Annotated in this window: 14 protein-coding genes; 6 read left to right on the top strand and 8 right to left on the bottom strand. The window is 66.2% G+C overall.

The features are described from left to right. Window positions 1-21 precede the first annotated feature (21 nt). Window positions 22-921, bottom strand: coding sequence for an alpha/beta fold hydrolase (locus ACIGJG_RS00840; protein WP_140949619.1), 900 nt, complete (start codon window positions 919-921; stop codon window positions 22-24). A gap of 180 nt (window positions 922-1,101) precedes the next feature. Between ACIGJG_RS00840 and ACIGJG_RS00835 the strand changes: the two genes are divergently transcribed. From ACIGJG_RS00835 to ACIGJG_RS00810, 6 genes are all read left to right on the top strand, one after another. Then, a complete protein-coding gene (locus ACIGJG_RS00835; protein WP_140949618.1) occupies window positions 1,102-1,620 on the top strand; it encodes a Fur family transcriptional regulator in 519 nt (172 codons plus the stop codon). A 47-nt stretch (window positions 1,621-1,667) separates the two neighbouring features. Further along, window positions 1,668-2,741 carry a CobW family GTP-binding protein gene (locus ACIGJG_RS00830; protein WP_011296353.1) on the top strand — a complete coding sequence of 358 codons (1,074 nt, stop codon included), beginning with the start codon at window positions 1,668-1,670 and terminating at the stop codon, window positions 2,739-2,741. 605 nt (window positions 2,742-3,346) lie between these two features. Beyond that, window positions 3,347-3,766 carry an RNA polymerase-binding protein DksA gene (gene dksA / locus ACIGJG_RS00825; protein ID WP_041679444.1) on the top strand — a complete coding sequence of 140 codons (420 nt, stop codon included), beginning with the start codon at window positions 3,347-3,349 and terminating at the stop codon, window positions 3,764-3,766. Between the two features lie 212 nt (window positions 3,767-3,978). After that, on the top strand, window positions 3,979-5,169 hold the full coding sequence (locus ACIGJG_RS00820) for a GTP-binding protein (protein WP_483672656.1): 1,191 nt from the start codon (window positions 3,979-3,981) through the stop codon (window positions 5,167-5,169). Beyond that, a complete protein-coding gene (locus tag ACIGJG_RS00815) occupies window positions 5,159-5,566 on the top strand; it encodes a hypothetical protein (protein ID WP_011296350.1) in 408 nt (135 codons plus the stop codon). The genes ACIGJG_RS00820 and ACIGJG_RS00815 overlap by 11 nt, the downstream gene beginning before the upstream one ends. Window positions 5,567-5,721: 155 nt before the next feature. Next, a complete protein-coding gene (locus ACIGJG_RS00810) occupies window positions 5,722-7,851 on the top strand; it encodes a TonB-dependent receptor (protein ID WP_041679786.1) in 2,130 nt (709 codons plus the stop codon). Between the two features lie 85 nt (window positions 7,852-7,936). On the opposite strand, the gene ACIGJG_RS00805 is transcribed toward ACIGJG_RS00810, so the two are convergent. The 7 genes from ACIGJG_RS00805 to ACIGJG_RS00775 form a co-directional block, all read right to left on the bottom strand. Next, window positions 7,937-8,830 (bottom strand): MBL fold metallo-hydrolase, encoded by an 894-nt coding sequence (locus ACIGJG_RS00805; protein ID WP_140953483.1) that lies wholly within the window; start codon window positions 8,828-8,830, stop codon window positions 7,937-7,939. A 48-nt stretch (window positions 8,831-8,878) separates the two neighbouring features. Beyond that, window positions 8,879-9,115, bottom strand: a complete 237-nt coding sequence (locus ACIGJG_RS00800; RefSeq protein ID WP_140953484.1) for a DUF1289 domain-containing protein — start codon at window positions 9,113-9,115, stop codon at window positions 8,879-8,881. Window positions 9,116-9,117: 2 nt separating this feature from the next. After that, on the bottom strand, window positions 9,118-9,546 hold the full coding sequence (locus ACIGJG_RS00795; RefSeq protein ID WP_140953481.1) for a thioesterase family protein: 429 nt from the start codon (window positions 9,544-9,546) through the stop codon (window positions 9,118-9,120). Next, complete coding sequence (locus tag ACIGJG_RS00790) at window positions 9,543-10,067, bottom strand: YbaK/EbsC family protein (protein ID WP_011296344.1); 525 nt, start codon at window positions 10,065-10,067, stop codon at window positions 9,543-9,545. Before ACIGJG_RS00790 ends, ACIGJG_RS00795 begins: the two co-directional genes overlap by 4 nt. Before the next feature lie 31 nt (window positions 10,068-10,098). Continuing rightward, window positions 10,099-11,034 (bottom strand): hydroxymethylglutaryl-CoA lyase, encoded by a 936-nt coding sequence (locus ACIGJG_RS00785; protein ID WP_140953480.1) that lies wholly within the window; start codon window positions 11,032-11,034, stop codon window positions 10,099-10,101. Window positions 11,035-11,076: 42 nt separating this feature from the next. Then, a complete protein-coding gene (locus ACIGJG_RS00780) occupies window positions 11,077-12,018 on the bottom strand; it encodes a 2-hydroxyacid dehydrogenase (protein ID WP_140953479.1) in 942 nt (313 codons plus the stop codon). 100 nt (window positions 12,019-12,118) lie between these two features. Next, a complete protein-coding gene (locus ACIGJG_RS00775; protein ID WP_483672655.1) occupies window positions 12,119-14,143 on the bottom strand; it encodes an acetyl/propionyl/methylcrotonyl-CoA carboxylase subunit alpha in 2,025 nt (674 codons plus the stop codon). Window positions 14,144-14,181 lie beyond the last annotated feature (38 nt).

Raw genomic sequence — 14,181 nt, 5'->3', positions numbered from 1 at the left:
AGCGCCCTGACGGGAGGAGGGCTAGCGGAAGAAGGCGAGCATCTCTTGCGCCAGGGGCTGCGGCGATTCCTCCGGAATGTAGTGTCCGCAGTCCAGCGCCTTGCCGCTGACGCTATGGCCGACGGCTTCCCACAGCGCCAGCGGCTCGAAGCAGCGCGCCACCACGCCGTGCTCGCCCCACAGCACGCGCACCGGCATTTCCAGGCTGCGCCCGGCATCACGGTCGGCGCGGTCGTGTTCGAGATCGATGGTGGCTGCCGCGCGATAGTCCTCGCACATGGCGTGCACGCGCGCCGGTTCACGCATGGCGGCGCCATAGGCCGCCATGGCATCGGGAGAGAACGGCGTCAGGCCCGCGTGGCGCAGGCCCATCAGCTTGCTGAGATAGAAATCAGGCTCGGCGTTGATCAGCGTCTCGGGGAAGGGGGTGGGCTGGATCAGGAAGAACCAGTGCCAGTAAGCCGCGGCAAACGCCATGCTGGTGCGCTCGTACATGTCCAGCGTCGGCGCGATATCGAGCAGCATCAGCCGCTCGACCGCCCGCGGATGGTCCATGGCAAGGCGGTGCGCCACGCGCGCGCCGCGGTCGTGGCCGCACAACGCAAAGCGATGGAAGCCAAATGCGGCCATGACGTCGACCTGGTCCTGCGCCATGGCGCGCTTGCTGTAGTTCTCATGTCCGGCGTTGCCGGCCGGCGCCGAACTGCTGCCATAACCGCGCAGGTCGGTCGCGATGATGGTGAAGTGGTCGGCCAGCACGGGCGCCACCTTGTGCCAGATCAGGTGGCTCTGCGGATGCCCGTGCAGGAGCAGCAGCGGCGGACCGGAACCGCCCTGCACGCCGGCGATCTCGATGTCGCCCACGCGGCGCCTGAAGGGTTCGAAGTTGGGGAACAGCAGCGCGCTTGCATCGTTCAGCATCGCGTGTCTCCGGTCTGGGCCGTTGGAAGGAGTGGGTGGCGACGTACTTCCTTGCCGATCATAGGCGCAAACCGCGCACTCGGTGTGCTGTGGGGGCAACCTTCAGCGCGCGGCCGCGTCCCCATCACCCCACACGCAACTGAATTGCAACAGCGCAGTGCCTATGGTTAAATCCTCTGCATGACCAGTCTTACCCCGAGCCAGCCCGATAGCGCACCGGCGCCGGCTGTCCTCGAAGCCGCGCAGGAGCGTCTGCGCCGTCTCGGTGCCCGCGTGACGCAGCCGCGGCTGTGCATCCTTGCCTGCCTGATCGGCAGCAACGAGCCGCTGACCCACCAGGCCGTGATCGACCGTTTGCCCGGGCAGGGCGAGGCCATCGACCGCGTCACGGTCTATCGCGTGCTGGACTGGCTGGTGGAACAAGGCGTGGCGCAGAAGCGCGCCGGCAATGACCGCGTGTTCCGCTTCAGCCTGGTCGAGCACGAGGCCGCGCGCGCCGAGGTGCATCGCCAGCACAGCCATTTCCACTGCACGCGCTGCGACCGCACGTTCTGCCTCGATGACGTCGGCCTGCCGGCGCAGCCGGCCGCGCCGCGCGTGCCCAGCGGCTTCGCCATCGAACATGTCGAGCTGACCGTGAACGGCGTGTGCGCGGAGTGCGGCGCACGGGTGGCACGGCAGCCCGACAGCGCAACCTGACGCCTCTGCCCGGCGCAAGACCCCAAATTCCCCCGGAGAATCCACCCATGTCCAAACTGATCCCGGTCACGATCCTGACCGGCTTCCTCGGCAGCGGCAAGACCACGCTGCTCAAGCGCATCCTCAACGAGCAGCACGGCATGAAGATCGCCGTGATCGAGAACGAATTCGGCGAAGAAAACATCGACAACGAAATCCTGGTACAGGACGGCCGCGAGCAGATCGTGCAAATGAGCAACGGCTGCATCTGCTGCACGATCCGCGGCGACCTGGTGCAGGCGCTGTCGACGCTGATGACGCGGCGCGACGCGGGTGAGATCGAGTTCGACCGCGTGGTCATCGAAACCACCGGCGTGGCCAATCCGGGACCGGTCGCGCAGACCTTCTTCATGGACGACGAGATCGCGTCGCGCTACCTGCTGGACGCGGTGATCACGCTGGTCGATGCCAAGCACGCCCACCTGCAGCTCGACAAGCAGGAAGAGGCGCAGCGCCAGGTCGGCTTTGCCGACGCGATCTTCATCACCAAGTCGGACCTGGTCAGCGAGGCCGAGGTGGCCGAACTGCGCCACCGCCTGCTGCACATGAACCCGCGCGCCCCGATCCGCCAGGCCAACTTCGGCGAGACGCCGATCGACACCATCTTCGACCTGCGCGGCTTCAACCTGAATGCCAAGCTGGAGATCGATCCGGAGTTCCTGAGCGCCGATGACCACGATCACGGTCATGGCCACGACCATGAGCACGAGCACGAGCACGGAGAGCATTGCGGCACGGAGTGCGGCCATGACCACAGCCACGACCACCATCATCACCACCACCACACCGACCGCATCGCGTCGTTCGTCTTCCGCAGCGACAAGCCGTTCCACTACGGCAAGCTTGAGGAATTCCTGTCGGGCATCCTGGCCGTCTATGGGGAAAAACTCTTGCGCTACAAGGGCGTACTATATATGGAAGGTGTGGACCGGAAAGTCGTGTTCCAGGGAGTCCACCAACTGATGGGCAGCGACGTCGGTGCCAAGTGGGAAGAGGAGACGCCTGGCACCAAGATGGTGTTCATCGGCGTGGACCTGCCCCGCGATGCCATTCTGAAGGGGCTGGGCAACTGCCTGGCCTGAGTGCGGCAGCCGCCCCACGGCGGCTATCTCGCTCCGCGTCGGCTCCGGCATGTCCCCCGTTCGGGGTACCGGGGAAACACCGAAGGCATGGCTAGGCCTTTTCCGTATCTTGGAAAAATTTGTTCAAGTACAATAGGCCGGATTTGATACTGGCGGCGCACCTTTTTCCCGCCGCCGGTATGGTCCACTGAAGCACGGTGGGCCGCAGGGCGGCGGTTGTCGTCAGCACGAGGCAGACCGCCGGCAGGTGCGGTCGCAGGGCTTCGTGCGGAGACCGCCCTCCGCTTGGGGTACCCGGCACGCGCCGTTCCATACCGACGCGAGAGAGAGGTGTCCCCATGACAGCCGCAACAAAGACAAAAGAAAGCCGCAGCAAGACAGGTAGTGCCGCGGCAGAGACGCTCAAGGCGCAGTCGGTGAAGGCTGCGCCAGCTCCCCGCGGCAGTACGGCGCACGCCGGCGCGGGCGAGGCCAAGGGAGGCCCGCGAAGCAGCAAGACTGCAGCCAGCCAGAGTGAAACGTCCGCCCCGCGCAAGCACGTGGACACAGCACCCGAGCGGACACAGACGCCGCCGGTCGGATCAACAAGAGAATCAGCAGCAACCATGAGCAGCAACAAACTTCTGACTGAAGCTGAAATCCTGAAGATGAGCGACAAGGATTACATGAACGAAGCGCAGCTCGCCTTCTTCAAGCATCGCCTTGAGCAGCTGCGCGACGACATCCTGAAGAACGCTGATCAGACCACGGAACACCTGCGCGAAACGGTCATCGTGCCGGATCCGGCGGACCGCGCCACGATCGAGGAAGAGCACGCGCTGGAACTGCGCACCCGCGACCGCGAGCGCAAGCTGCTCAAGAAAGTGGAACAGTCGCTGGCCCGCATCGAGTCCGGCGACTATGGCTGGTGCGAGGAAACCGGCGAGCCGATCGGCGTGCCACGTCTGCTGGCCCGTCCGACCGCCACGCTGTCGCTCGAAGCTCAGCAACGCCGCGAACTGCGCCAGAAGCTGTTCGGCGATTGATGAACGACTGATCCGCGTGCCGGCCTCGCCGGCGCATGATCATCCTGACGGCCCGGTTATCCGGGCCGTTTTGTTTTGTCGCGGCGCGGCGACGGCACTACCATGGTGGGAGCCTGCCGGCTGTCGGGCGAAGGGCCTTTCTGGTACAGTCGCAACTTTGTTGCAATAACAGGCGCATCTCACCGGGCGCCCTCTTTCGCGTTCACATCGCCATGGCCGATCGCCTGCCCATCACCGTGCTGTCCGGATATACCGGTGCCGGCAAGACCACCTTGCTGCAGCACGTCCTTGCTGCGACAGTCGGCAAGCGCGTGGGCGTGGCTGGCAGCCTCCAGCAGGCCGGCGAGCTCGCCGTCCGTGGCGGCTTCGACCATCTGCTGCTCGAGCCCGCAGGCACGGACGACCCGATGGCAATCGCCGAGGCCGTGCTGTTCGAGGATGAACATGGTGGCAGGGCCACGCTGAGTCTCGACACGCTGGTGACGGTTGTCGATGCATCGACGTTCCTGCGCGACGTCAACGATGCCGAGTTCCTGCACGGCAGCGACGATGTGCACGACAACGGGATCGAGGAAGACGACCGCACCGTGGTCGACGTGCTGATCGCCCAAGTCGAGTTCGCCGACGTGATCGTGCTTAACAAGTCGGATCTCGTCGACGCGAGCGCGCTGGCGCAGCTGGAGGCGATCCTTCGCGCGCTCAACCCGCGTGCGGACATTGTCGCGGCGAGCTTCGGCAAGATTGCTGCCGAACGCGTGCTCGGCACCGGCCGGTTCGACTTCGAAGACACCGCAAGCGCCCCGGGCTGGCTGGCCCTGCAGCGTGGCGAGACGCTGCCCGAAGCACACGGCATCAGCGGCTTCCTCTACCGCCGTCGCCGCCCCTTCCATCCCGCACGCTTTGCCGAGCTGATCCACACCGAGTGGATGCGCGAGCATGGCAGCGTGCTGCGTTCCAAGGGCCTGTTCTGGCTGGCGAGCCGCATGGGCATCGCAGGCGACTGGGCACAGGCCGGAGGCGTATGCCGTCCCGCTGCGGCTGGTGCGTGGTGGGCAGCTCTCGATGCTTCCGAATGGCCGACTGATGCAGCAGACCTCGCAGCGCTTGAAGCCGACATGCTGGACGAAGGACAGCCTGCCGCCTACGGCGACCGCCGCCAGGAAATCGCGCTGATCGGCGCAGACCTCGATCGCTCCGCACTGGAGGCTTGTCTCGATGCCTGCCTGCTGACCGATGCCGAGATGGCGGCCGGGCCCGAAGCCTGGGCCGCGTATGCCGATCCGTTCCCGGCATGGGAAGACGCCTTCGACGACGAAGATCACGATCACGATCATGGTCATCACCATGGCCATGACCACCACCACGGCGGCGACTGCGACTGTGGCCATCCGCATGATCACTGAGATCGCCGGGCACTTCGCCCGCCTGCGCACACGTGGTCCAGGGCTGTGGATGGCCCTGTGGCTGGCGCTGAGCCTGCTGCTCGCACAGCATGCGGGCCTGACGCACCGTGTCGTGCACGGCGGCCTGATGGGCTCGCCGGTATCGGTCCTGATTGCCGAAACGGGCACCGACCATGGCGATGCCGGCCCATTCGCGAAGAAGCTGGCCGGCCATTCGTGCGTGCTGTTCGATGGTGCCACGGTCGCCGACAGCCATTGCATCCAGATGCCAGCGCTCGCGCTGGCCTTCGGCAAACCGGTCAAGCCGGCCAACCTGGCCTGGCGCTGGCCCGATCTTCCCTCCGCGCACCCCTTCCGCTCGCGCGCGCCGCCGGCGCACACGCCCGCCTTCGCCTGATCCCGGGCCGCGGCCAAGCCGCAGGCCCGCAGTACGAAGCGCGCGTCCACGCCTGCCGGCTCTGCCCACGACCTCGCACCTTCCCGTGCGGGCTCCGTACCATGCCGGCACCGCGCGGCCGTTCGCCCGATTGCCATCGCATCGAATCGCGAGCCATGTCTTCTACCCTGCAACACCTCATGCTGCGGCGCACGCCGCTGGCAGCCTTTGCTGCCCTGATCGTCTCGAACGGCGCATTCGCCCAGTCCGCCAGCGAACCTGCGGCGGCCCCTGCGCCCGCCGCTGCCACCCTCAAGGAAGTGGTGGTCACCGCGAACCCGCTGGGCAGCGACCTCAACGACATGGTCGCGCCGGTCTCCTCACTGAGCGGCGACGCGCTGTCGCTGCGCCAGAACAGCACGCTCGGCGAAACGCTGGACAAGTTGCCGGGCGTGTCGTCGAGCTACTTCGGCCCCAACGCCAGCCGGCCCGTGATCCGCGGACTCGATGCCGACCGCATCAAGGTGCTGCAGAACGGCGGCTCGTCGGTCGATGCCTCGACGCTGTCCTACGACCACGCCGTACCGATCGATCCGCTCGTGGCCGAGCGCATTGAAGTCGTGCGCGGCCCCGCCGCGCTGATGTACGGCGGCAACGCCATCGGCGGCGTCGTCAACGTGATCGATAACCGCATCCCGAAGGAGCCCATTGAAGGCATCGGCGGCGCTGTCGATGCCAGCGCCACGGCCGGCGGCGACGTGGCGCGCAACGCCAGCGCGCTGGTCGAGGCCGGCAACGGCCAGTTCGCGATCCACGCCGACGCCTTCGCGCGCAAGACCAGCGACCTGCATATTCCCGGATTCGCGCGCAGCGACCGCCTGCGCGCAAGCCAGCCGCTGCCCGAGGGCGAAACCGAGGCCAGCGGCCGCCTGCCCAACACCAGCGCGCAGCAGGACGGCGGCGCGCTGGGCGGCTCGTACACGTGGGCCGACGGCTTCATCGGCGCGAACTACAGCGCCTACCGCAACGAATACGGCACGCCTGCCGAAGACGACGTCCGCCTGAAAATGCGCCAGGACCGCTTCGCGCTCGAAGGCGAAGCGCGCAACCTGCAGGCCAACACGTCCGGCATCATCGAATCGGTCAAGGGCAAGTTCAGCTACACCGACTATGAGCACAAGGAAATCGAAGACGGCCAGGTCGGCACCATCTTCAAGAACCAGGGCTGGGACGCACGCTTCGAGGCCAAGCACGCGAAGATCGGCAACATGAGCGGGGTCGTCGGCACGCAGTTCGGCCACACGCAGTTCTCCGCGCTCGGCGAAGAAGCCTTCGTGCCGAGCACCAATACCGACAACGCCGCGCTGTTCGTCTTCGAAGAACTGCCGCTCGATAGCGCCGGCGACTTCAAGCTCAACTTCGGCGGCCGGCTGGATCACAGCAATATCAAGGCCAGTGCGAACGGCAACGACCGCTTCAGCGATGCCGACCGCAGCTTCAACGCCACCAGTGCATCGGCGGGCCTGCTCTACAAGCTGAATTCGCTGTGGTCGCTGACCAGCAATGTGTCGTACACCGAGCGCGCACCGACCTTCTACGAGCTGTACGCCAACGGCCCGCACGTCGCCACCGGCGCCTGGGAGCTCGGCGATCCCAACGCCAACAAGGAACGCGCCACCTCGGTGGATCTCGGCCTGCGCTACAAGTACGGCCCGCACAGTGCCGGCGTGTCGGGCTACTACAGCCGCTTCGCCAACTACCTCGCACTGACGTCGACGGGCCGCTCGCGCGACGAGGCTGGCGACGTGGTCGCGTCCGGCAGTCCCGGCGCGCTGCCCGAGTTCGAGTACCTCGGCGTACCGGCCACGCTGTATGGTTTCGAAGCCGAAGGCAAGGCGCGGCTGTTCCAGAAGATGCTGACGTCGAGCGATACGCTGGACTTCGAGGCACGGGCGGATTATGTGCGCGGAGAGAACCGGGATACCGGGGAGCCGCTGCCGAGGCTGGCGCCTTTGCGTCTGGGCGGCGCGCTGGTCTATGGTGCGGGGCCTTGGGGGGCGCGTGTGGATGTTACCTATGCGGCCAAGCAGACGCGCGTGCCGGTCAACGATACGCCGACCGATGCGTACACGCTTCTCAGCCTTGCGCTGACGTACAAGTTCAAGACTTCCGGGACACAGACGCTGATCTACCTGCGCGGCGATAACCTGACGAATCAGGAGGCGCGGAATGCGTCGTCGATTCTGCGGGATATTGCGCCGTTGCCGGGGAGGAGTGTGAAGGTGGGGTTCAGGACGACGTTCTGAGAGTTGGGGGCGGCTGTTATTGGGGCCGGTGTCGTTTTTGACCGGCGCCGCTGTTTCGCCGGCGTAGCCGGCGACTTACTTCTTCCTAGTCGGTATTGGTAACCACTTCGCCTTCGACCACTAACGCCTTTACGCCGGCGAGTGACCTCAGCGTCTGCGACAGAATTTCGTCCATCGATTGCTCAGCCATAAAGCGCTGGTGAATGGCCCGCATCAGCGGCGCAGCTTCCATCCAGGCGAGCAGCGCATCACGCCGCATCCGCTGCGCCTCAAGCAGCTTGAATTTGACCAGCACCTTGACCGCATGACTCGCATTGCGTTGCGGGTCCTTGCCGAGGTAGGCGAGCCGACCGCGAGCACGCTCGACCGCCGCAGCGACATCCGTGAACGGTCGGCCGTGGCCGGGAATCACCAGGTGCGCATCCAGCTCAGCAATCCGTTCCAGCACCGCCGCCTGTTCGATAAACCCGCTCTCCCCCTCCAACTCGGGAAAGATCACGCCAAACCCGTTCTCCCATAACGCATCGCCTGCAATCAGGATGCGCGACTGCGGCGCAAACAGCATCACCGCGTGCGGATCATGCCCAGGCGCGGCCACGACCTGCCAGTCGATGCCGCCGAGACTCAGCGTGTCACCGTCATGGAGCAGTGCATCGAAGGTGAAGCGGGCGCATTCCTGGCCGGTGGCCTTGTAGGTCAGCGCATCGACATCCCACGCAGCAACGGCGGCCGCTTCGGCGCCGGGAATCCATGTCTTTGGCTGCCAACGCACCTGCAGCGCACCGTTGCCGCCGCAATGGTCGGAATGCAGGTGGGTGTTGATGAGCCGCTTGAGCGGACGCCCTTGCAGCGCCGATTCCACCAGCGCCACCGTCTGCGGCGCGTGTGTGACATAGCCGCTGTCCACGAGCGCCGTGTCGTCGCCGTCAATGAACAGAATGTTGTTAGCCGAGAGCCAGCCGCGTTCGAAGACGCGCATCGTGGACGGCAACTGCGGGGGCTTGGTGTCGCTCAAGTCGATGGTCTCCTATTCGGCAAGCCAGTCGGCGCGCTGCGGCAGTTGCGCCCAGACGCGGCGCTTGTCTTCGTCCGCCATGCCAGACCAGCCGGCGATTTCTTCGATGGTGCGCAAACACCCTTCGCAATAGCCGCTGGCCGCGTCCATGCGGCACACGTTGCGGCATGGCGAGGGAACCGGTTGCGCTGTCTCGGCCGAGCGTGCGCGGCGCGTGATGTCCTTGATGAGGGAAGCTGCCAGCACCATGCTCATCCAGCAGCCCGGGCGGCCTTGGCGGCGACCTTCTCATTAAAGCGAGCGGCATCGATCACGTGACGTTCGTGCACGCCTTCCGTGATCTTGTCTTCGCCATCCCATGCGCTCACTTCAAAGCGCAGCCGGCGCCCGTCCACCTCGACCAGCTGGCCCTTGACCGTGATCGTCATGCCGGGCGGCGTGGCGGCCAGGTGCGAGAAGCTGACAAGCGTGCCGAGTGTCTGCTCGCGCGGCCAGTCCAGGTAGTCGCGCAGCGCCTGCAGGCACGCGCACTCCATGATGCCGACCATGTAGCCAGTAGCCAGCACGTCCGGCATCTCCGTGCACATCGCGATGTCGTCATACAGGCGCGGCACAGTGGCCTTGGGCGGTACGGGGTACTCCCACGTGAACGTAAGGCCCGGGCGCAGCTCGGGACTCATGCCGCCGTCCCCTGCGCCACGTCGGCCACTTCGGCGCCGGTCATCTGCTGCAGCTGCTGCGGCGTCAGATTGAACACCGCATGCGGATGCCCAGCGGCAGCCCACAGACTTTCATAGCGGAAGAGGTCCTGGTCGAGCAGCATCACCGGGGCCACCGCATGGCCGATCGGGCAGACGCCGCCAATCGCATAGCCGGTCTTCTCGCGCACGAACTTCGCGTCGGCCTTGCCGAGCGCGCCCACGCGCGCTGCGACCTTGGCTTCATCGACACGGTTGCTGCCACTGGCGATCACGAGCACCGGCGCATCGTCTTCGAGGCGGCGGAAGATGATCGACTTGGCGATCTCCGCCACGCTGCAGCCGAGGCCCGCTGCAGCCTCGGCCGACGTCTTGCCGGTGGCCGGCAGCATCACCACGGGACGGTCATGCCCGATCCCGGCCAGCAGGCTGGCAACGCGGTGCGCGGATTCCGGCAATCCTTCGGTCTGGTTGGCGCTGCCCTGGTCAGCGGACTGGCTCATGCTTGCTCCTGAATTCTTTGGTGTCGTGGATTCATGCGCACGCCGGCGCGGCTTCGCTTGTCGCCGCCCATTTGGTCAGCAGTGCGCGGCCTACGCGTGAGCTGTTGGCGCGGCCGATGGCCTGCGAGATATAGTCCCCCGCACGCACCACGGCTTCGAGATCGATGCCGGTATGGATGCCGAGCCCGTGCAGCATGTACAGCACGTCTTCGGTCGCCACGTTCCCGGTCGCGCCCTTGGCGTACGGGCAGCCGCCGAGGCCCGCCACCGATGCATGGAAGATCGAGATACCGACTTCCAGGCTGGCGAGGATGTTCGACAGCGCCTGGCCATACGTGTCATGGAAATGCCCCGACAGGCGGTCCATCGCGAACTCGGCCGCCACCGCGCGCATCACGTCCTGCACCTTGCCGGGCGTGCCCACGCCGATGGTGTCGGCGATATCGATCTCGTCGCAGCCCAGTTCGCGCATGCGGCGCACGACATCCACCACGGCGCTCACCGGCACCTCGCCCTGATACGGGCAACCCAGCGCGCACGAGATGCTGCCGCGCAGGCGGATATTTTTTTCCTTCGCGGCCGCTGCGACCGGCTCGAACCGTGCGATCGATTCGGCGATCGAGCAGTTGATGTTCCGTTGCGAGAACGCCTCGCTCGCGGCGCCGAAAATCACAACCTCATCGGCACCGGCTGCCACCGCGCCCTCGAAGCCCTTCATATTCGGCGTGAGCACCGAATACAGCGTGCCGGGACGGCGCTGGATACGTGCCATCACGTCGGCGCCGTCGGCCATTTGCGGCACCCACTTCGGCGAGACGAAAGAAGCGGCCTCGATATTGACGAAGCCGGCATCGGTCAGCTGGTTGATCAGCGCGACCTTGACGTCGGTCGGCACCATCGCCTTCTCGTTCTGCAAGCCGTCGCGCGGGCCGACTTCGACGATCTTCACGTAGTTGGGCACGTTCATCGCTGTCTCCAATGTCTGTTCGTGTACCGGATGGCTTGCGGCTCAGTAGCCGCGCTGCAGGTCGACGACGCCGGCGATCGGCTGGCCCGCACGCAGCGCGCGGATCTTGCCGGCAATCTGCGCGATGCTGTCCTCGCGCAGCGTCAGCGCCGAGATATGCGGCGTGATGGTGATGCGCGGTTCCTGCCAGAACGGGTGGTCCGCCGCCAGCGGCTCGGTGCGGAATACGTCGAGTGTCGCGCCGGCGATCTGTCCTGCCTGCACAGCGGCGAGCAGATCGTCCTCCGCGAGATGCTGGCCACGCGCGACATTGATCACGTAGGCGCCCTTCGCCAGCTTGCCGAACAGTTCGCCGTTCAGGATGCTTTCGGTCTCAGGCGTCAGCGGCAGCACATTGACCAGCACGCGCAAGCCGTCGAGGAACGGCACGCGGCCGGCATCGCCATGGAAGCCCACCACGCCCTCGATCGCGCGCGCGGTGCGGCTCCAGCCGCGCACCGGAAACCCGAACCCGGCCAGCGTGCGCGCGATATGCGTGCCGAGCGCGCCAACGCCCATCACGCCGATGGTGAAGTCCGCACGGCGGTGCGGCTTCAGGAACTTCCAGTTGCCGGCCTGCTGCTGCGCCGCATAGTCGTCCAACCGGCGGAAATAGCGCAGCACCGCATGGGTGACGTATTCGACCATCTGGGCGGCCATGCCGGCGTCGTCCAGGCGCACGATCGGCACGCCGGCGGGCAGCGCATCCGGATCCTGGTCGCGCAGGCGCAAGATGCCGTCCACGCCGGCGCCGAGGTTGAACACCGCCTTCAGGTCGGTACGGCCGCGCAGCATTTCCACGGGAGGACGCCAGACCACGGCGTAGTCGGCCGGTTCGCCGCGGCTATCTTCCCAGGTGACGCACTGCGCTTCGGGCAGCGCCTGCGCGAAGCCTTCGATCCAGGGTTCATAGCGGCCATCGGGCACGTACAACTGCAACTTCATGGGGACTCCGGGTCTTCTGTGGCGGGATGCCTGCATTTTCGCAGAGGTCGCGCGACGGTGCCGGCCGGTGGCCGGCAATCGCCCCGCTCCCTCCGGCGGCTCAGCTTTCGCCAGTCGCAAACGCCAGCAACTGCGCCCCTTCCGTCACCTGTTCGCCTACGCCGAACAGGACTTCGCTGACCACGCCGTCCGCCGGCGCGCTGATGGTGTGTTCCATCTTCATCGCTTCCATCACCAGCAGGGGCGTGCCGCGCGTGACCGTGCTGCCGGGCTCCACCATGACAGCGATGACCTTGCCCGGCATCGGCGCAGTCAGCTTGCCGCCCTCGCCCTCGGTCTCCCCTGCATGCGCAAGCGGATCGAGCCAGCCCAGCACCGCATGGCGGCCCGCGTTGAAGACGTGGAAATCATCGCCCTCCACATGGACCTGGCCATGCGCGCGGCGCGTGCCAAGATCGACGCGGATGTCGTCGGCCTGGCACGCAGCCTTGAACGGCGCAGCCTGATCCGCGTAGATCAGCGTGCTGCCCCGCGCGTTAGCGGTCAGCGTGACGTCCAGCGTGTGGCTGCCATAGGCAAAGCGCAGCGTACGCGTGGCGCCGCCGTTAAGCCGCCATGCGCCGGCGTGGGTCCACGGGGAATACTGGTCGGCGGTGTCGATATGTCGCTCGCGCGTTTCACGATCGAGCAGCGCGGCGACGGCCAGCGCGATGATCTCCATGCCGACCGGCGCGGGTGGGGGGAACAGCGTCGCTTCGTTACGCTCGATGAGGCCCGTGTCGAGGTCCGCCGTGCGGAACGCTTCGGATTTCACCAGCCGCTGCAGGAATGCCACGTTGGTCGACAGCCCCACCACGTGGTACGCGGCCAGTGCCTGGCGTATCCGCGCCAGGGCCTCGTCTCGGTCTTTGCCCCAGACGATCAGCTTGGCAATCATCGGGTCGTAGTAGGGGCTGATGGTGTCGCCCTCTCGCACGCCTGCGTCGATGCGGACACCGGCCGGGCCATGCGCATCGCCACCACGCATGAACTGCACGGCAGGCGGCGTGCGCAGGAAGCGCAGCGTGCCCGTCGATGGCAGGAACTGCTTGTCAGGGTTTTCGGCGTAGATGCGCGCTTCGAGCGCGTGGCCGTGGATGTGGAGTTGTTCCTGCTTCAGCGGCAGCGGTTCACCAGCCGCCACGCGCAGTTGCCATTCGACCAGGTCCTGTCCGGTGATCATTTCGGTAACCGGATGCTCGACCTGCAGGCGCGTGTTCATCTCCATGAAGTAGAACGAACCGTCCTGGTTGGCAATGAACTCGACCGTGCCGGCGCCGACATAGCCGACTGCTTTCGCGGCGGCGACGGCCGCTTCGCCCATCGCGCGGCGACGTTCCTCCGTCATGCCCGGCGCGGGCGCTTCTTCGAGCACCTTCTGGTGACGGCGCTGCACGGAGCAATCACGCTCGAACAGGTAGACGCAGTTGCCGTGCGTGTCGGCGAACACCTGGATTTCAATGTGGCGCGGACGGGTCAGGTACTTCTCGACGAGCACCTTGTCGTCGCCGAAGCTCGCCGACGCTTCGCGCTTGACCGAGGCGAGCGCGGCTTCAAACGCATCGCCCGATTCGACCACGCGCATACCCTTGCCGCCGCCACCGGCGCTGGCCTTGAGCAGCACCGGGTAGCCGATGCGGTCGGACTCGCGGCGCAGCAGCGCCGGGTCCTGATCTTCACCGTGATAGCCCGGCACCAGCGGCACCGAGGCCTTTTCCATCAGTTGCTTGGCCGCGCTCTTGCTGCCCATCGCGTGGATGGCTGAAGCCGGCGGCCCAATGAAGACGAGGCCCGCGGCGGCGCAGGCTTCTGCAAACGCCTCATTCTCGGAGAGAAAGCCGTAACCGGGGTGGATCGCCTGCGCCCCGGTCTCCTTCGCCATCTCGATGATATGGTCGGAACGCAGGTAGCTGTCGCGCGCCGCAGCGCCGCCGATATGCACGGCCTCGTCGCAGAAGGCGACGTGGCGCGCATCGGCATCGGCGTCCGAGTACACCGCGACGGTGCGGATGCCCAGCCGGCGGCAGGTGGCGGCAACGCGGCAGGCGATCTCGCCGCGGTTGGCGATCAGGATCTTGCTGAACATGAGCTCCCTCCTTTTAACCCCGTTATGGCGATCTTACG

This window comes from Cupriavidus sp. C1SS-2L (genome assembly GCF_057073735.1).
This window is presented reverse-complemented; position numbering and strand designations above follow the sequence as displayed.